The 17,162-nt window shown below is 71.0% G+C and carries 17 protein-coding genes; 12 read left to right on the top strand and 5 right to left on the bottom strand.

Annotated elements, in window-relative coordinates; translation table 11 throughout:
• Positions 1–64: 64 nt before the first annotated feature.
• Positions 65–2,164 carry a transketolase gene (gene tkt / locus ACFWJ4_RS29210; RefSeq protein WP_380548950.1) on the bottom strand — a complete coding sequence of 700 codons (2,100 nt, stop codon included), beginning with the start codon at positions 2,162–2,164 and terminating at the stop codon, positions 65–67.
• A gap of 463 nt (positions 2,165–2,627) precedes the next feature.
• On the opposite strand from tkt, the gene ACFWJ4_RS29205 reads away from it, so the two are divergent.
• Positions 2,628–3,575 carry a heme o synthase gene (locus ACFWJ4_RS29205; protein ID WP_380548947.1) on the top strand — a complete coding sequence of 316 codons (948 nt, stop codon included), beginning with the start codon at positions 2,628–2,630 and terminating at the stop codon, positions 3,573–3,575.
• Between the two features lie 77 nt (positions 3,576–3,652).
• Here the strand turns inward: ACFWJ4_RS29205 and ACFWJ4_RS29200 are convergent, their stop codons facing one another.
• A complete protein-coding gene (locus ACFWJ4_RS29200; protein WP_380548944.1) occupies positions 3,653–4,294 on the bottom strand; it encodes a DUF2461 domain-containing protein in 642 nt (213 codons plus the stop codon).
• Positions 4,295–4,366: 72 nt separating this feature from the next.
• Between ACFWJ4_RS29200 and ACFWJ4_RS29195 the strand changes: the two genes are divergently transcribed.
• Positions 4,367–4,699, top strand: coding sequence for a hypothetical protein (locus ACFWJ4_RS29195; RefSeq protein WP_359912949.1), 333 nt, complete (start codon positions 4,367–4,369; stop codon positions 4,697–4,699).
• 70 nt (positions 4,700–4,769) lie between these two features.
• On the opposite strand, the gene ACFWJ4_RS29190 is transcribed toward ACFWJ4_RS29195, so the two are convergent.
• Positions 4,770–5,741 carry a heme A synthase gene (locus ACFWJ4_RS29190; protein WP_380548941.1) on the bottom strand — a complete coding sequence of 324 codons (972 nt, stop codon included), beginning with the start codon at positions 5,739–5,741 and terminating at the stop codon, positions 4,770–4,772.
• 245 nt (positions 5,742–5,986) lie between these two features.
• Here ACFWJ4_RS29190 and ACFWJ4_RS29185 point away from each other — a divergent pair, with 245 nt between their 5' ends.
• Positions 5,987–7,300 carry a choice-of-anchor A family protein gene (locus tag ACFWJ4_RS29185; protein ID WP_380548938.1) on the top strand — a complete coding sequence of 438 codons (1,314 nt, stop codon included), beginning with the start codon at positions 5,987–5,989 and terminating at the stop codon, positions 7,298–7,300.
• A 373-nt stretch (positions 7,301–7,673) separates the two neighbouring features.
• Positions 7,674–8,357, top strand: coding sequence for an LAETG motif-containing sortase-dependent surface protein (locus tag ACFWJ4_RS29180; protein ID WP_380548935.1), 684 nt, complete (start codon positions 7,674–7,676; stop codon positions 8,355–8,357).
• 74 nt (positions 8,358–8,431) lie between these two features.
• Here the strand turns inward: ACFWJ4_RS29180 and ACFWJ4_RS29175 are convergent, their stop codons facing one another.
• Positions 8,432–9,208: an ABC transporter permease gene (locus ACFWJ4_RS29175; RefSeq protein ID WP_380353698.1), complete on the bottom strand. Its 777-nt coding sequence runs from the start codon at positions 9,206–9,208 to the stop codon at positions 8,432–8,434.
• Between the two features lie 20 nt (positions 9,209–9,228).
• Positions 9,229–10,155 (bottom strand): ABC transporter ATP-binding protein, encoded by a 927-nt coding sequence (locus ACFWJ4_RS29170; protein ID WP_380548933.1) that lies wholly within the window; start codon positions 10,153–10,155, stop codon positions 9,229–9,231.
• Positions 10,156–10,318: 163 nt separating this feature from the next.
• Between ACFWJ4_RS29170 and ACFWJ4_RS29165 the strand changes: the two genes are divergently transcribed.
• Genes ACFWJ4_RS29165 through ACFWJ4_RS29130 form a run of 8 tightly spaced genes read left to right on the top strand, consistent with a single transcriptional unit; the run spans position 10,319 to position 17,113 of the window.
• On the top strand, positions 10,319–11,161 hold the full coding sequence (locus ACFWJ4_RS29165; protein ID WP_380548930.1) for a helix-turn-helix transcriptional regulator: 843 nt from the start codon (positions 10,319–10,321) through the stop codon (positions 11,159–11,161).
• Between the two features lie 9 nt (positions 11,162–11,170).
• The gene (gene sufB, locus ACFWJ4_RS29160; protein WP_359905296.1) at positions 11,171–12,586 is read left to right on the top strand and encodes a Fe-S cluster assembly protein SufB; all 1,416 of its coding nucleotides are present in this window, start codon (positions 11,171–11,173) and stop codon (positions 12,584–12,586) included.
• Positions 12,587–12,643: 57 nt separating this feature from the next.
• A complete protein-coding gene (gene sufD, locus ACFWJ4_RS29155; protein WP_380548927.1) occupies positions 12,644–13,873 on the top strand; it encodes a Fe-S cluster assembly protein SufD in 1,230 nt (409 codons plus the stop codon).
• A 5-nt stretch (positions 13,874–13,878) separates the two neighbouring features.
• Entirely contained in the window at positions 13,879–14,196 is a 318-nt protein-coding gene (locus ACFWJ4_RS29150) for a bifunctional 3-phenylpropionate/cinnamic acid dioxygenase ferredoxin subunit (RefSeq protein WP_359905302.1), read from the top strand.
• A gap of 6 nt (positions 14,197–14,202) precedes the next feature.
• On the top strand, positions 14,203–14,967 hold the full coding sequence (gene sufC, locus ACFWJ4_RS29145) for a Fe-S cluster assembly ATPase SufC (protein WP_380548925.1): 765 nt from the start codon (positions 14,203–14,205) through the stop codon (positions 14,965–14,967).
• Positions 14,964–16,223 (top strand): cysteine desulfurase, encoded by a 1,260-nt coding sequence (locus ACFWJ4_RS29140; protein WP_359905307.1) that lies wholly within the window; start codon positions 14,964–14,966, stop codon positions 16,221–16,223. Before sufC ends, ACFWJ4_RS29140 begins: the two co-directional genes overlap by 4 nt.
• A 19-nt stretch (positions 16,224–16,242) precedes the next feature.
• Positions 16,243–16,695, top strand: a complete 453-nt coding sequence (gene sufU / locus ACFWJ4_RS29135; RefSeq protein WP_380548922.1) for a Fe-S cluster assembly sulfur transfer protein SufU — start codon at positions 16,243–16,245, stop codon at positions 16,693–16,695.
• A 22-nt stretch (positions 16,696–16,717) separates the two neighbouring features.
• Positions 16,718–17,113, top strand: coding sequence for a metal-sulfur cluster assembly factor (locus ACFWJ4_RS29130; RefSeq protein ID WP_380353706.1), 396 nt, complete (start codon positions 16,718–16,720; stop codon positions 17,111–17,113).
• Positions 17,114–17,162 lie beyond the last annotated feature (49 nt).

Genomic DNA, 17,162 nt, shown 5'->3' with positions numbered 1-17,162 from the left:
GCTTCGTGGGGTGGTCGAAGGGCCGGGGCGCCGATGTGCGGTCGGCGGCCCCGGCCGGGTGCCGCTAGCGGTTGACGGCCTCGAGGGAGCGCAGGGCGTTGTGGGCCTCGGCCACCACGCGCTCGGCGGTGATGCCGAACTCCTCGAAGAGCACCTTGTAGTCGGCGGAGGCGCCGAAGTGCTCCAGCGAGACGATCCGGCCGTGGTCGCCGACCAGCTCGCGCCAGCCCTGGGCGATGCCGGCCTCGACCGAGACGCGGGCCTTGACCGACGGCGGCAGCACGCTGTCGCGGTAGGCCTGGTCCTGCTCCTGGAACCACTCGAAGGACGGGACCGAGACCACGCGGGTGGCGATGCCCTCGGCCTCCAGCACCTCGCGGGCCTGGACGGCCAGCTGGACCTCGGAGCCGGTGCCCAGCAGGATCACCTGCGGGTCGCCGGTGGAGGCCTCGGCCAGCACGTAGGCGCCCTTGGCGGTGCCCTCGGCGGAGGCGAAGACCTCGCGGTCGAAGGTCGGGACGTTCTGGCGGGTCAGCGCGAGGCCGACCGGGCCGGGGTGGCTGGTCTGGCGCTCGATGACGGTGCGCCAGGCGACGGCCGTCTCGTTGGCGTCGGCCGGGCGGACCATGGCCAGGCCCGGGATGGCGCGCAGCGAGGCCATGTGCTCGACCGGCTGGTGGGTCGGGCCGTCCTCGCCGAGGCCGATCGAGTCGTGCGTCCAGACGTAGGTGACCGGCAGCTTCATCAGCGCGGCCAGGCGGACGGCCGGGCGCATGTAGTCGGCGAAGACCAGGAAGGTGCCGCCGTACACGCGGGTCCTGCCGTGCAGGGCGATGCCGTTCATGGTCGAGCCCATGGCGTGCTCGCGGATGCCGAAGTGGATCGTCCGGCCGTACGGGCTCGCCGACTTCAGCGGGTTGCCCTCGGGGAGGAAGGAGCTGTCCTCGTCGATGGTGGTGAGGTTGGACTCCGCGAGGTCGGCCGAGCCGCCCCACAGCTCCGGGATCACCGCGCCGAGCGCCTTGAGGGTCTCGCCGGAGGCCTTGCGGGTGGCGACGTCCTTGCCGGCCGGGAAGGACGGGACGGCCTTCTTCCAGCCCTCGGGCAGCTCGCCGGCCTGGATGCGGTCGAACTCGGCGGCTCGGTGCGCGTCGGCGGCGCGCCAGGCGTCGAAGCCCTGCTGCCACTGGTCGCGGGCGGCCTTGCCGCGCTTGATGACCAGCCGGGCGTGCTCGATGACCTGGTCGCTGACCTCGAAGGTCTTCTCCGGGTCGAAGCCCAGGACCTTCTTGGTGGCGGCGATCTCGGCGGCGCCGAGCGCGGAGCCGTGCGCCTTGGCGGTGTTCTGGGCGTCCGGGGCCGGCCAGGCGATGATCGTGCGCATCGCGATCAGCGACGGGCGGGCGGTCTCGGCCTTGGCGGCGGCCAGCGCGCCGGCGAGGGCCTCGACGTCGATGTCGCCGTTGGCCTTCGGGGTGACGCGCTGCACGTGCCAGCCGTACGCCTCGTAGCGCTTGAGGACGTCCTCGGAGAAGGCCGTCTCGGTGTCGCCCTCGATCGAGATGTGGTTGTCGTCGTACAGCGCGACCAGGTTGCCCAGCTTCTGGTGGCCGGCCAGCGAGGAGGCCTCGGCGGAGATGCCCTCCTCCAGGTCGCCGTCGGAGACGATGGCCCAGACGGTGTGGTCGAAGGGGGACTCCCCGGCCGCCGTCTCCGGGTCGAACAGGCCGCGCTCGTAGCGGGCGGCCATCGCCATGCCGACCGCGTTGGCGATGCCCTGGCCGAGCGGGCCGGTGGTGGTCTCCACGCCGGCGGTGTGGCCGTGCTCGGGGTGGCCCGGGGTGCGGCTGCCGGCCACGCGGAAGGCCTTGAGGTCGTCCAGCTCCAGGCCGTAGCCCGAGAGGTACAGCTGGGTGTAGAGCGTCAGGCTGGTGTGCCCGGGGGAGAGGACGAAGCGGTCGCGCCCGACCCAGGACGGGTCCGTCGGGTCGTGGCGCAGGAATCGCTGGAAGATCAGGTACGCGGCCGGGGCCAGCGACATGGCCGTCCCGGGATGTCCGTTGCCGACCTTCTGGACAGCGTCCATGGCCAGGACCCGCGCGGTGTCAACCGTGCGCTCGTCCAGATCGGTCCACTCGAATGCGTTCGTCGGCGCAGTGCTCACCCTGTCTCAGGGCTCCTTCCATTGTGAAGAGTGACCCCGTGAATGGGGACCGGGTCGGCCACGGCGCTGTGGTCCCGACGCTGGGTGGTGCCGGTCACGGAGGGTAGATCCCGCTTCTGCGTGCGAGCCTACCGTCCGGGTCGGGGCTCACCCTCCGTGCTGGGACAACCGGCAATTCCCCCTGCAGATTCCCACCGGGAACGCCGGGAGGGATTTGTCCCAGACTCTCCCGAATCACGGCTCCGCGCCGCTCCGGTGGTCAGGACGGGCTAGCGGACCTCCCCGGAGGCCTCCGGAGGCGTCGCCCGGGCGGTTCACCCGGGGGTGTGCGTTCCGCCTCGCCGGGGGACCCCGGAGCCGGATGCGATATATGGAACGTCTATGGTGTCGTGGTACGCGCAGAGCGGACGATTCGGGACCCTTCGTTCCTGTGGACGCCTGCGAGGATTCATCTTCAGTTGGGGTGTTAGTGACCGCCGTCGAAACCCGTCCCGCCGGGGTCACCGGGGCGACTCCTGCGCACCGGCCGTTCGGGGCCCGTGTCGGCGCGTTCGTCGCACTGACCAAGCCGCGGATCATCGAGCTGCTGCTGATGAGCACCGTGCCGGTGATGTTCCTGGCTCAACAGGGCGTGCCGAACATGCTGCTGGTGCTGAAGGTCGTCATCGGCGGCTACCTCTCGGCCGGTGGCGCCAACGCCCTCAACATGTACATCGACCGGGACATCGACGCGATCATGTCGCGCACCGAGCGGCGGCCGATCGTCACCGGGATGGTGTCGCCGCGCGAGGCGCTGGTGTTCGGCGTCGTGCTCGCGGTCGTCTCGACCCTGCTGCTGGGCTTCGGGGTCAACTGGCTGTCGGCCGGGCTGGCGCTGGGCGCGCTGCTGTTCTACGTGTTCGTCTACACGCTGGGGCTCAAGCGGCGCACCTCGCAGAACATCGTCTGGGGCGGCATCGCCGGCTGCATGCCGGTGCTGGTCGGCTGGTCCTCGGTGACCAACTCGATGTCCTGGGCCGCGGTGGTGCTGTTCCTGGTGGTGTTCTTCTGGACGCCGCCGCACACCTGGGTGCTGTCGATGAAGGTCCGCGACGACTACGCGCGGGCCGGCGTGCCGATGCTGCCGGTGATCAAGGGCAACGTGGCGGTCGGCAAGCAGGTCGTCATCTACTCCTGGGTGATGGTGGCGGTCTCGCTGGCGCTCTGGCCGCTGGGACACATGAGCTGGCTGTACCCGGTCGCCGCGGTGCTGCTGGGCGCGGCCTGGCTGCGCGAGGCGCACGCGCTGTACGGGCGGGCCAAGGCCGGGATCGTGGGCGCGAAGCTCAAGGAGATGCGGCTGTTCCACTGGTCGATCACCTACCTGTCGCTGCTGATGGTGGTCTGCGCGATCGACCCGTTCGTCAAGTAGGGACCCGTTCGTGAAGTAGGGATTCGTCGGGAGAGCCCCGGTCCGGTGGACCGGGGCTCTCCCGCGTTCCGGGGGTGTCAGCGTCCGGGGAGTTCGGACGGGCCGACGTGGTCGTCCAGCCAGTCCCGCAGTGGCTGGGAGGCGTGCAGGAAGCCGGTGATCCGGGTGTGGGCGGCGCGGGTGCCCAGCCACTTCGCGGGCTCCCACTCCTGCCAGGCCACCAGGCCCTTGTGGCGCAGCAGCCCGATCCTGGGGTGGTCCTTGGGGTAGCCGCGCGGGGCCGACTTGAGGGAGTCCCGGCCGACCACCAGCGGGCCCTGCTGCTCCACCCGGGCGATCACCCGCTCCAGCTCCGCGCCGGTGACGTCCTCCGCGACGGCGGCGCGGTAGCGCTCCAGCTGGTCCGGGGCGAGCTGGTAGAAGCCGTTGCCGCAGGCCAGCCCGTCGGCGGAGAGCTGGATGTAGCCGCCGCTCTCCAGATGGGCGCCGATGTGGGTCTTGTACGGGGACTTGTCGACGCTGAACCGGACGTCGCGGTTGGGCCGGAAGATCTTCCCCGGCCCGAACTCCGGCTCCAGTTCGGCGAGCAGCAGCTCCATCGGGGCCCGGACGACGCCGTCGTAGACGTCCTTGTGGGACTGCCAGAAGGTCTTGGAGTTGTCGGCTTCCAGGTGCTCGTAGAAGTCGAGCGCCTCGGCCGGCCAGCCGGAGAAGGTCACTCCTCCAGTATGTGGCCCGGTGCACAGGGTGCTCCCGTCGCCAGCGGCGCTACCGGTGGGTAGCATGCGGGCATGAGCAGCGTTGAGACCGCCACCGCGCCGGACGCCCGTACCGAGCGCCGTGCCAAGCGCATCGCCAAGCACCTGACCAGCTTCGCCCGGCAGCACGGCGGCAGCGCCGACGCGGTCGTCGAGTACGTCGGCTCCGTGGCCACCCGGATCGTCGTGGTGGGCGCGGACGGCGCCTGGGGGGACCAGGTGGCCCCCAGCTACGCCGTCGGCCGCCGGGCCGCGGAGCTGGCCGGGCTGACCCTGCACGAGGACTTCGAGGGCGAGCTGGGCCTCAAGGTGAAGACCGGCGCGTACGAGTGGAAGCGGATGGCCGGCATCCAGCTCGGCGGCTGAACCCGGCCCGGACACGGCGACGGCCCGGCTCCTCCGTGCGGAGGAGCCGGGCCGTCGGTGCTGCCGGGGGTCAGACCGAGGCGGTCTGCGGGGTCTGGACGGGCAGCTGATCGGCGGTCGCCGCGTCCGCGCGGGTGCGCAGGGCGAGCGGGACGCGCAGCGCGGCGATCCAGGTGAGGGCGGCGAGCAGCATGTGCAGGCCGACCATGAGCTCGGGCGCGTCGGTGAAGTACTGGACGAAGCCGAGCACGCCCTGCAGCAGCAGGACGGCGAGCAGCTCCTTGGCCCGGGCGCGGGCGGGCTGCGGGGCCTTGACGGCGGCGAAGACGAAGATCACCGCGATGGCCAGGCCGACCGAGACGAACGCGAAGTCGGCGTGGAACTGGGCGAGGCGGTCGTAGTCGATCGGGATGCGCGGGACGATCTTGTTGTCCTTGGGCGTGCCGGGGTGGTGCCCGGCGCCGGTCACCAGGGTGCCGGCCGCGACGAGCAGGCCGATCACGGTGACCAGGACGTAGGACAGCTGGTGGATCGGCCGGGCCACCGAGAGGCGGGGCGGGCCGTCGCCCTCCTTGGACCGCTCCCACATCAGCAGCGCGACCCAGACCAGGGCCATCGCGGCGATCATGTGCAGCGCCACGGTGTACGGGTTGAGGCCGGTCAGCACGGTGATGCCGCCGAGTACGGCGTTGCTCATCACCAGCCAGAACTGCGCCCAGCCGAGCCTGGTCATGCTGTGCCGCCAGGGCCGGTGGCAGCGGGCGGCCAGGATGGCCCAGCCGACGGCGGCGCTCAGCACGTAGGTGAGCATCCGGTTGGTGAACTCGACGACGCCGTGGAAGCCCATCTCGGCGGTGGGCGTCAGGCTCTCGTCGGTGCATCGGGGCCAGGTCGTACAGCCGAGGCCGGAGGCGGTGAGCCGGACGGCGCCGCCGGTGACGACGATCACCACGCTCATCACCAGCGCGGCGAACGTGGCGCGGCGGACCATCTCGGCGGATGGCTGCCAGCGCTCGGCGAGCAGGGAGAAGGGGTTAGGCACGGGGTCAATCGTAGGCGGCCTTACAGGCGATCTTGGGGCGGGGCACGGCTGCGCGCGGCCGTGGGCGGCGGAGTCCGGGGCCGGCGACACGCCGGGACGGGACACGCGGACAAAGGGGGTGAATCCCTCAAGATGCGCATTGGTCTTGACCAATTGTGGTTCGGGTGGAGAGAGTGCGCCTCTGGTCCATACCTTTTTTCGGACCTCTCTCCCACCTCCTCCCGCACGTAAGCGGAGACCTGCACATGCGCATATCCACTTCCGCCGCCGCGCTCGCCGTCGGTGGCTCTCTCGCACTGGCCGGCCTGATCGCGCCGGCCGCCCAGGCCGTCGGCGCCGACCAGGAGTGCCGCGGTCTCGGGGTCGCCAACCTCTACGGCGAATTCATCGAGGGCGACGACACCCACACCCCCGACGCCGAGGGCGCGGTCGCGGTCGGCGGCAACGCCGACTTCACCGGCGGCTTCTCGGTCGGCCAGGAGCTCACCGCGGCCCAGGTCGACGCCCTGCCCGGCAAGAACGCCCTGGTCGTGGCGGGCCGGATCACCGGCCACAACACCCAGGTGATGAAGGGCAACGGCGTCTTCGGCTCCAAGGCCGACGGCGCCACCGTCCAGGCCCACCAGGGGGCCGTCGCCCAGGGCTCCTCGCCGATCGACTTCAAGGCCGAGTTCGCCAAGCTGCGCGCCGCCGCCACCTCGCTGGCCGCCGTGCCGCAGACCGCCGGCGCCACCGTCCAGGCCGAGGGCGCCAGGCTGACGTTCACCGGCGGGGACGCGAAGTACAACAGCTTCACCGTCGACGCGGCCAGGCTGCAGGGCGCCAAGGACGTCTTCCTCAAGGTGCCGGCCGGCTCGGTGACGGTGGTCAACGTGACCGGCGGCTCGTACGACATGGCGGCGGCCGGGACCACCGGCTTCCACCTGTGGGACGAGGGCCGGAAGGCCTTCGTGCTGGACGACAAGCTGCAGAGCGCCGCGGGCGGGGCGATCCGCTCCAAGCTGCTCTGGAACTTCCCGACCGCCACCAAGGTGGTCAAGAACAGCCAGGCCGCCTGGGCCGGGACCGTGCTCGCGCCGAACGCCGCCTTCGACCTCGGCAGCGGCGGTCCGGTCAACGGCTCGGTGATCGCCGCCTCGCTGACCGGCAAGGGCGGTGCGGAGACGCACCACTACCCCTTCACCGGCTGCCTGCCGGGCACCGTGCCGACGCCGTCCGGCACGCCGACGGTGCCGCCGACCGTGCCGAGCGGCTCGCCGTCGGCCACGCCGAGCGCCTCGACCTCCCCGAGCGGTTCGGCGAGCCCCTCGGGCAGCCCGTCCACCCCGGCGACCGGCACGCCCGGCGCGAGCGGTTCGCCCAGCGCGTCGGCCAGTGGCGCGACCACCGCCCCGTCGGCCTCGGGCAGCCCGTCCGCCCAGCCGGACGCGGGCGGCAACCTGGCGCACACCGGCTCCGGCCCGGTGCTGCCGCTGGCGATCGGCGGTGCGGTCGTGCTCGCGGCCGGCGGTGCGATCGTGGTGGCCGCCCGGCGCAAGGCGGCCACCACGAAGGCCTGAGCCGGTCGAGCCCGCCCCGGCGGCGGCCCCCGGCCGCGGAGGGGCGGAATCGACGGAAAGGCCGGAATGGCCCGCTGTTCGTCGGCTGACTGAATCGGAGCCCTCGGTGATTGAACCCGATCACCGAGGGCTCCGTTCTGTCTTGAAGGTGACGAAGTCCATTCAGGTTTGTCGAATCCGCGTTCCGCGAGGTGACGGCTGTGATGGGCTGGTCATGCACATCGGAAGACGGACGGACAGTCGATATCCGGTCGTACGGCGGGGTGTGGCGGGGTGCGGGAGTGCCGGTAGAGTCCCCCGGACAGTCGTAGCGGGCCACCGCGAACCACTCAACACGCCTGCTGCACAAGACCGTTCGGAGGGGAACAAAGTAATGGCACGACAGCAGCGGCACTTCGCGATCGGTGCGACGGCGCTTGCCGGAACGGCTGCGGCCGGTTTTCTCCTGCCCCTGGCGCTGGCCACCAATGCCTCGGCGCACGTGCCGAGTTGGACGGTGACCTGCGACAAGATCGTGATCGATCTGATCAACTACAGCGGCAACGAGACCGTGAAGAACACCGTCAGCCTCACCATCGACGGCGAGAAGGTCCTGGATGGCAAGACCTTCCCGAAGGAGTACCACGGCACCTTCCCGGTGAAGGATCACAACGCCCCGATCAAGGCGAACCTGGTGGTCACCACCACGGAGAACCCGAACGAGAAGGGCTGGAACATCAACGAGACCAAGACCATCGAGCCGTGCCACACGCCGACTCCCACCCCCACGCCCACCCCCACCAAGACGCCGACCCCGACGCCGACGCCGACGCCGACGCCGACCCCGACCCCCACGCCGTCGACCACGCCCCCGGCCACGCCGACCCCGTCGGCCACGCCCACCCCGAGCAAGACCCCGACGCCGACCCCGACGCCCACCACCAGCGCGCCGGCGCTCGCCCAGACCGGTAGCAGCGACTCGACCCCGATCATCGCGGCGGCCGGCGGCGGCGTGCTGCTGGTCGGCGGCGCGCTCGTCCTGCTCGCCCGCAAGCGCCGCGGCGGCAGCGAGAGCTGACACCCCGGCCCGATGACCACGACGCCCCCCGGCCCAAGGCGGCCGGGGGGCGTCGTGCGTCGTTACCCGCCGACCTACTCCCAGCGGAAGAAGCGGGCGGCCGCGGCCAGGCCGAGCACCGACCAGCCGGCCAGGATGCCGAGGTCGGCCCACGGCACCCCGGCGCCGTTCTGGAGCACCGACCGCAGGCCGTCCGAGAGCGCCGAGATCGGCAGCAGCTCCAGCACCGACCGCACGGCCTCGGGGAACCTGGTCAGCGGCACGATCACCCCGCCGCCGAGCAGCAGCAGGACGAACACCAGGTTGGCGCCGGCCAGGGTGGCCTCGGCCTTCAGGGTGCCGGCCATCAGCAGGCCGAGCCCGGAGAAGGCGGCGGTGCCGAGGACCAGCAGCGCGGCGACGGTCAGCGGGTCGCCGTGCGGGGACCAGCCGAGGGCCAGCGCGATCACCGACAGCAGCGCCACCTGCAGCGCCTCCGTCACCAGGACGCAGCCGGTCTTGGCGGTCAGCAGCGCCCAGCGCGGCAGCGGGCTGGCGCCGAGCCGCTTCAGGACGCCGTAGCGGCGCTCGAACCCGGTGGCGATGGCCTGGCCGGTGAAGGCGGTGGACATCACGGCCAGCGCCAGCAGGCCGGGCGCCAGGAAGTCGACCCGCTTGCCGGGGCCCTCGACCGCGACGACGTCCACGGCGGAGAACAGCACCAGCAGCACGGTCGGGATGACCACGGTGAGCAGCAGCTGCTCACCGTTGCGCAGCAGCATCCGGGTCTCGAACGCGGTCTGGGCGAGCAGCATCCGGCCGACGGGCGCGGGGCCCGGCGCGGGGGAGTAGTCGGTCGTGGCGGCGGTCATGGTTCCCTCACTCCGTTCGCTCACGAGCGCAGCTCCCGTCCGGTCAGGTCGAGGAAGACGTCCTCCAGGCTGCGGCGCTGGACGGACAGCCGTTCGGGCAGGACGCCGGAGGCCGCGCACCAGCCGGTGACGGTGGCCACCAGCTTCGGGTCGACGGGCGCCTCGACGCGGTAGCTGCCGGGGGCGGTCTCGGTGGCCGCGGCGCCCTCGGGCAGCTCCTTGAGCAGCGGGCCGAGGTCGAGGCCGGGCGGGCCGTCGAAGCGCAGGGAGTCCTCGGCGCCGCCGCGGCACAGCTCCTCGGTGGTGCCGTCGGCGATCACCCGGCCGCGGTCCACGACGGCGACCCGGTCGGCGAGCTGCTCGGCCTCGTCCATGTGGTGGGTGGTGACGACCACGGTGACGCCGTCCCGGCGCAGGTCGCGCACCAGCTCCCAGGTGGCCCGCCGGGCCTGCGGGTCGAGGCCCGCGGTGGGCTCGTCCAGGAAGACCAGCTCGGGGCGGCCGACCACGGCCATCGCCAGGGCGAGCCGCTGCTGCTGGCCGCCGGACAGCCGCCGGTAGGCGGTGCGGCCGCAGGAGCCGAGGCCGAGGCGCTCGACCAGGGCGTCCACGTCCAGCGGGTGGGCGTGCAGCTTGGCGGTGTGCCGCAGCATCTCGACGGCGCGCGCGCCCGCGTACACGCCGCCGGACTGCAGCATGACGCCGATCCGGGGCCGCAGCGCGGCGCTCTGGGCGACCGGGTCGAGGCCGAGGACCCGGACGGTGCCGGCGTCGGGGCGGCGGTAGCCCTCGCAGGTCTCGATGGTGGTGGTCTTGCCGGCGCCGTTGGGGCCGAGGACGGCGGTGATCGCGCCGGCCGGGATGGTGAGGTCGAGGCCGTCCACCGCGAGCTTGTCGCCGTAGCGTTTGACCAGCCCGGCGATCTGGACCGCGGGTTCGGAGTGCATACCGGCGAGTGTAAGAGGGCCTGACGCGCGGGCCGGACGGCGGCTCGATGATCGTTTTCGCAGGTCAGGTAAGGCTAACCTGCGTGACAGATGACACCGGTGAGGCCTGGATCACGGGTTGTCCCGACGGAAGGAATTACGCAACACTGGTGTTGTGAAAAACATGCGCGAGCACGCCCAGCAGCAGGAGGCCGAGACGGCCTCCTCCTGCGACGTGCCCGTGACGGCGGCCGAGGTGCTGCTGGAGGGCCACCGGGCCACCCGGGACCGGGTCGCCCGGTCGATCCTGGACCACGGCCCCTCCTCCGCCGCCGACCTGGCGAACCGGCTCGGCCTCACCGCCGCCGCCGTCCGCCGCCACCTCGACGGGCTGGTCGCCACCCGTCTGGTCGAGTCCCGCGAACAGCGGGTCTACGGAAGCCGCGGCCGGGGCCGTCCGGCCAAGGTCTTCGCCCTCACCGACGCCGGCCGGGACGCCTTCTACCAGGCGTACGACCAGCTCGCCGCCGACGCGCTGCGCTGGATCGCGGACTCGGTGGGCGGCGGCAAGGCGGGGGAGGAGGCGGTCGCCGCCTTCGCCCGTGCCCGGTTCGGCCAGCAGGCCGAGAAGTACCTGGAGGCCCTGCGGCTGGCCGCCGCCGGGGAACGCACCGAGGCGCTGGCCCAGGCGCTGAGCGCGGACGGGTACGCTGCCACGGTGCGGCGTGTCCCGTCGGCCGCGGCCAAGGCCCCGGCGGGCGCCCAGCTCTGCCAGCACCACTGCCCGGTCGCGCACATCGCCGAGCAGTTCCCGCAGCTCTGCGAGGCGGAGACCGAGGTCTTCTCCCAGCTCCTGGGCACCCATGTGCAACGGCTGGCCACGATCGCCCACGGCGACGGGGTCTGCACCACCTATGTGCCGGCACCCGGTGCCGCATCGTCGCCCGCCCAGCCCCCGGCGGGACGCGGCTCCGATGCAGTGCCGACTGCCGGTACGTCCACCGAAGATTCAGCGTCCGCGCGTTAGGAAGCTCGCATGACTGACACCGTTTCGCACCCCGAGCTCGAAGGCCTCGGCAATTACGAGTACGGCTGGGCCGACCCGGACACCGCCGGTGCCGCGGCCAAGCGCGGGCTCAGCGAGGAGGTCGTCCGCGACATCTCGGCGAAGAAGAACGAGTCCGAGTGGATGCTGAACCTGCGGCTCAAGGGCCTGAAGCTGTTCGGCAAGAAGCCCATGCCGACCTGGGGCTCCGACCTCTCCGGCATCGACTTCGACAACATCAAGTACTTCGTCCGCTCCACCGAGAAGCAGGCCGAGTCCTGGGAGGACCTGCCCGCGGACATCAAGGCCACCTACGACAAGCTCGGCATCCCGGAGGCGGAGAAGCAGCGCCTGGTCGCCGGTGTCGCCGCCCAGTACGAGTCCGAGGTCGTCTACCACCAGATCCGTGAGGACCTGGAGGAGCAGGGTGTCATCTTCCTGGACACCGACACCGCGCTGCGCGAGCACCCGGAGATCTTCAAGGAGTACTTCGGCACCGTGATCCCGGTCGGCGACAACAAGTTCGCCGCGCTGAACACGGCCGTGTGGTCCGGCGGCTCGTTCATCTACGTGCCGAAGGGCGTGCACGTGGACATCCCGCTCCAGGCCTACTTCCGGATCAACACCGAGAACATGGGCCAGTTCGAGCGGACGCTGATCATCGTCGACGAGGACGCCTACGTCCACTACGTCGAGGGCTGCACCGCCCCGATCTACTCCTCCGACTCGCTGCACTCGGCGGTCGTGGAGATCATCGTCAAGAAGGGCGGCCGCTGCCGCTACACGACCATCCAGAACTGGTCGAACAACGTCTACAACCTGGTCACCAAGCGCGCCGTGGCGTACGAGGGCGCGACCATGGAGTGGGTCGACGGCAACATCGGCTCCAAGGTCACCATGAAGTACCCGGCCGTCTACCTGATGGGCGAGCACGCCAAGGGCGAGACCCTGTCGATCGCCTTCGCGGGCGAGGGCCAGCACCAGGACGCCGGCGCCAAGATGGTGCACATGGCGCCGAACACCTCCTCCAACATCGTCTCCAAGTCGGTGGCGCGCGGCGGCGGCCGGACCTCCTACCGCGGCCTGATCGAGATCGGCGAGGGCTCCAAGGGCGCCAAGTCCAACGTGCTGTGCGACGCGCTGCTGGTGGACACCATCTCCCGCTCGGACACCTACCCGTACGTGGACGTCCGCGAGGACGACGTGTCCATGGGCCACGAGGCGACCGTCTCCAAGGTCAGCGAGGACCAGCTCTTCTACCTGATGAGCCGCGGCCTGACCGAGTTCGAGGCGATGGCGATGATCGTCCGCGGCTTCGTCGAGCCGATCGCGCGCGAGCTGCCGATGGAGTACGCGCTGGAGCTCAACAGGCTGATCGAGCTGCAGATGGAGGGCGCGGTCGGCTGACCCCAGGCCGCCGCCGCCGTCCACTCATTTCCGAGGAAGAGAGCACTACGAACAGCCATGGCTGAGCAGAACACCACCGGCTCCACCACCGCCGGGTCGATCGAGGTCGGCACCGCCGGCGCGGGCGCGCAGCTCGCCGGCCCCGGCACCGGCCGCACCGCGGTCCAGCAGCCGATCGACGCGCGCGTCGCGGTCAAGCCGTCCTTCGACGTGAACGACTTCCCGGTGCCCACCGGCCGCGAGGAGGACTGGCGGTTCACCCCGCTGCACCGCCTCGGCGGGCTGCACGACGGCACCGCCGCCTCCGCCCCGCGCGGTGAGGACAAGGTCGAGTTCACGCTGCCCGACGGCGTCACCGCCGAGACCGTCGGCCGGGACGACGCCCGCCTGGGCAAGGCCGGCAAGCCGGTCGACCGGGTCGCCGCGCAGGCGTTCAGCGCCTTCGAGCAGGCGCTGGTGGTCACCGTCCCCAAGGAGTCGGTGCTGGCCGAGCCGGTCAGGATCGACGTGCGCGGCGAGGGCGGCGTCCGCTTCGCCCACGTGGTGATCGACGTCAAGCCGTTCGCCGAGGCCGTCGTGGTGCTGAACCACGAGGGCACCGGCACCCGGGCCGCCAACGTCGAGCTGCTGGTCGGCGAGGGCGCCAAGCTCACCTTCGTCTCCGTGCAGGACTGGGAGCGCGACGCCGTCCACGCCGCCCAGCACAACGCGCTGATCGGCCGGGACGCCTCCTTCAAGTCCGTGGTCGTCACCTTCGGCGGCGACCTGGTCCGCCTGCACCCGCGGGTCGCCTACGCGGGCCCCGGCGGCGAGGCCGAGCTGTTCGGCCTCTACTTCGCCGACGCCGGCCAGCACCTGGAGCACCGCCTGGTGATCGACCACGACACGCCGCACTGCCGGTCGAACGTGGCGTACAAGGGCGCGCTCCAGGGCCAGGACGCGCACGCGGTCTGGGTCGGCGACGTGCTGATCCGCGCCGCCGCGGTCGGCACCGACACCTACGAGCTCAACCGGAACCTGGTGCTCACCGACGGCGCCCGGGTCGACTCGATCCCGAACCTGGAGATCGAGACCGGCGAGATCGTCGGCGCCGGCCACGCCTCGGCGACCGGCCGCTTCGACGACGAGCAGCTGTTCTACCTGCAGGCCCGCGGCATCCCGGCCGACGAGGCGCGCCGCCTGGTCGTGCGCGGCTTCTTCGCCGAGCTGCTCCAGCAGATCGGCGTGGCCGAGGTCCAGGACCAGCTCATGGAGAAGATCGACGCCGAGCTGGAATCGGCGGTCTGAACGCGATGACCTTCCTCCGTGCCTGCGCGCTGAGCGACCTCCAGGAGGACGTTCCCAAGCGCGTGGACCTCAACGGCGTGCCGGTCTCCGTCGTCCGCACCGACGAGGGGGTGTTCGCGGTCAACGACACCTGCTCGCACGCGAACGTCTCGCTCTCCGAGGGCGAGGTCGAGGACTGCATGATCGAGTGCTGGCTGCACGGCTCCAGCTTCGACCTGCGCACCGGCAAGCCGTCCGGCCTGCCCGCCACCAAGCCGGTCGCTGTCTACCCCGTAAAGATCGAAGGGGACGATGTGCTCGTCTCCGTCAACCAGGAGTCCTGAGTACACATGGCAACCCTTGAAATCCGCGACCTGCACGTCTCCGTGGACGCCGAGAACGGCCCGCGCGAGATCCTGAAGGGCGTGGACCTGACCGTGAAGCAGGGCGAGACCCACGCCATCATGGGTCCGAACGGCTCCGGCAAGTCCACCCTCGCCTACTCGCTGGCCGGCCACCCCAAGTACACCGTCACCGGCGGCTCGGTGCTGCTGGACGGCGAGGACGTCCTGGAGATGTCCGTCGACGAGCGCGCCAAGGCCGGCGTCTTCCTGGCCATGCAGTACCCGGTCGAGGTCCCCGGCGTCTCGGTCTCCAACTTCCTGCGCACCGCCGCCACCGCCGTCCGCGGCGAGGCCCCCAAGCTGCGGCTGTGGGTGAAGGAGGTCAAGGAGGCGATGGCCGCCCTCCAGATGGACCCGGCCTTCGCCGAGCGCAACGTCAACGAGGGCTTCTCCGGCGGTGAGAAGAAGCGCCACGAGATCCTCCAGCTGGAGCTGCTCAAGCCGAAGATCGCGATCCTCGACGAGACCGACTCCGGCCTGGACGTCGACGCGCTGCGGATCGTCTCCGAGGGCATCAACCGGGTCCGCTCGACCGGCGAGGTCGGCACCCTGCTGGTGACCCACTACACCCGCATCCTGCGGTACATCAAGCCCGACCACGTCCACGTCTTCGCGGGCGGCCGCATCGTCGAGTCCGGCGGCGCCGAGCTGGCCGACAAGCTGGAGGAAGAGGGCTACGAGTCGTATGTGAAGGGGGGCGCGTCCGAGTGACCCATCCGTTTGCGGGACTGCTCGACACCGACGCGATCCGCAAGGACTTCCCGGTCCTCCAGCGGGTGCTGCACGACGACAAGCCGCTGGTCTACCTGGACAACGCGGCCACCTCGCAGAAGCCGCGCCAGGTGCTGGACGCCCTGAACGCCTACTACGAGCGGCACAACGCCAACGTCCACCGCGGCGTGCACGTGCTCGCCGAGGAGGCCACGGCGCTGTACGAGGGCGCCCGGGACAAGGTCGCGGCCTTCGTCAACGCGCCGAGCCGCAACGAGGTGATCTTCACCAAGAACGCCTCGGAGTCGCTCAACCTCGTCGCCAACATGCTGGCCTGGGCCGACGAGCCCTACCGGGTGGACGCCGACTCCGAGATCGTCATCACGGAGATGGAGCACCACTCCAACATCGTCCCGTGGCAGCTGCTGTCGCAGCGCAGCGGCGCGAAGCTCAAGTGGTTCGGGCTGACCGACGAGGGCCGGCTCGACCTGTCGAACATCGACGAGCTGATCACCGAGAAGACCAAGGTGGTCTCCTTCACCCTGGTCTCCAACCTGCTCGGCACGATCAACCCGGTCGAGACGATCGTCCGCAAGGCCCAGTCGGTCGGCGCGCTGGTCGTCATCGACGCCTCGCAGGCCGCGCCGCACATGGTGCTGGACGTGCAGGCGCTGGAGGCCGACTTCGTCGCCTTCACCGGCCACAAGATGCTGGCCCCGACCGGCATCGGCGTGCTCTGGGGCCGCCAGGAGCTGCTGGAGGACCTCCCGCCGTTCCTCGGCGGCGGCGAGATGATCGAGACCGTCACCATGGGCTCGTCCACCTACGCCCCGGCGCCCCACAAGTTCGAGGCCGGCACCCCGCCGATCGCCCAGGCGGTCGGGCTCGGCGCGGCCATCGACTACCTCCAGGGCATCGGCATGGAGAAGATCGCGGCGCACGAGCACGCGATCACCGAGTACGCCGTCGAGCGGCTGCTGGAGGTCCCGGACCTGCGGATCATCGGCCCGCGCACGGCCGTGGACCGCGGTGCCGCGATCTCCTTCACCCTCGGCGACATCCACCCGCACGACGTGGGCCAGGTGCTGGACGAGCAGGGCATCGCCGTGCGCGTCGGCCACCACTGCGCGCGGCCGGTGTGCCTGCGGTACGGAATTCCGGCGACCACGCGGGCGTCGTTCTATCTGTACTCGACGCCGGGCGAGGTCGACGCGCTGATCGACGGCCTGCACCACGTCCGGAACTTCTTCGGCTGAGGGACGGGGCAGGACGACCATGAAGCTCGACTCGATGTACCAGGACATCATCCTGGACCACTACCGCAACCCGCACGGCAAGGGGCTGCGGGACGGTGACGCCGAGGTGCACCACGTCAACCCGACGTGCGGCGACGAGATCACCCTGCGGGTGAAGCTCGACGGCGCCACCGTCACCGACGTCTCCTACGAGTCGCAGGGCTGTTCGATCAGCCAGGCGAGTGCCTCGGTGCTCAACGACCTGGTGGTCGGCAAGACCGTGGGCGAGGCGCAGGCGGTCCAGGAGGCCTTCCTGGAGCTGATGCAGAGCAAGGGCCAGGGCGAGGGCGACGAGGAGGTGCTGGAGGACGCGGTCGCGTTCGCCGGCGTCTCCAAGTACCCGGCCCGGGTCAAGTGCGCCCTGCTCAGCTGGATGGCCTGGAAGGACGCCACCGCCCAGGCGCTCGCCCAGAACCCCGCCGTGAACGACTGACCCCGCAGAGGAGGACAAGACCATGAGTGACGAGAGCACCACCACCACCGGCACCGAGGCCCCCGCTGCGGAGCAGCAGACCGGTCTCATCGTCGGCACCACCGCCGGCACGGTCTCGGTCGAGGACCTGACCGAGGCCCTGATGGACGTCGTCGACCCCGAACTGGGCATCGACGTCGTCAACCTGGGCCTGATCTACGGCATCCACATCGACGAGTCCGACGTGGCCACCATCGACATGACGCTCACCTCGGCGGCCTGCCCGCTGACCGACGTCATCGAGGACCAGGCCAAGACCGCCACCGACGGCCTGGTGCAGGACCTGCGCATCAACTGGGTCTGGATGCCGCCGTGGGGCCCCGACAAGATCACCGACGACGGCCGCGACCAGCTCCGCGCCCTCGGCTTCAACGTCTGAGGACGTTCGTCGATCGTCAATCCGCTGCCGCGCGAACCGAGGGGTTCGC

Origin of the sequence: Kitasatospora sp. NPDC127067 (assembly GCF_042724755.1) — a bacterium.
Lineage (GTDB): Bacteria > Actinomycetota > Actinomycetes > Streptomycetales > Streptomycetaceae > Kitasatospora > Kitasatospora lactacystinica.
The sequence above is the reverse complement of the archived record's forward strand: the minus strand, read 5'-3'. Positions and strand labels throughout refer to the sequence as shown.

Coding starts and splice junctions, on each gene's coding strand:
- ACFWJ4_RS29195 (WP_359912949.1), top strand. CDS start 4,367: ATGAGCAGCGTTGAGACCGCCACCGCGCCGGACGCCCGTACCGAGCGC.
- ACFWJ4_RS29185 (WP_380548938.1), top strand. CDS start 5,987: ATGCGCATATCCACTTCCGCCGCCGCGCTCGCCGTCGGTGGCTCTCTC.
- ACFWJ4_RS29180 (WP_380548935.1), top strand. CDS start 7,674: ATGGCACGACAGCAGCGGCACTTCGCGATCGGTGCGACGGCGCTTGCC.
- ACFWJ4_RS29175 (WP_380353698.1), bottom strand. CDS start 9,208: ATGACCGCCGCCACGACCGACTACTCCCCCGCGCCGGGCCCCGCGCCC.
- ACFWJ4_RS29170 (WP_380548933.1), bottom strand. CDS start 10,155: ATGCACTCCGAACCCGCGGTCCAGATCGCCGGGCTGGTCAAACGCTAC.
- ACFWJ4_RS29165 (WP_380548930.1), top strand. CDS start 10,319: ATGCGCGAGCACGCCCAGCAGCAGGAGGCCGAGACGGCCTCCTCCTGC.
- sufB (WP_359905296.1), top strand. CDS start 11,171: ATGACTGACACCGTTTCGCACCCCGAGCTCGAAGGCCTCGGCAATTAC.
- sufD (WP_380548927.1), top strand. CDS start 12,644: ATGGCTGAGCAGAACACCACCGGCTCCACCACCGCCGGGTCGATCGAG.
- ACFWJ4_RS29150 (WP_359905302.1), top strand. CDS start 13,879: ATGACCTTCCTCCGTGCCTGCGCGCTGAGCGACCTCCAGGAGGACGTT.
- sufC (WP_380548925.1), top strand. CDS start 14,203: ATGGCAACCCTTGAAATCCGCGACCTGCACGTCTCCGTGGACGCCGAG.
- sufU (WP_380548922.1), top strand. CDS start 16,243: ATGAAGCTCGACTCGATGTACCAGGACATCATCCTGGACCACTACCGC.
- ACFWJ4_RS29130 (WP_380353706.1), top strand. CDS start 16,718: ATGAGTGACGAGAGCACCACCACCACCGGCACCGAGGCCCCCGCTGCG.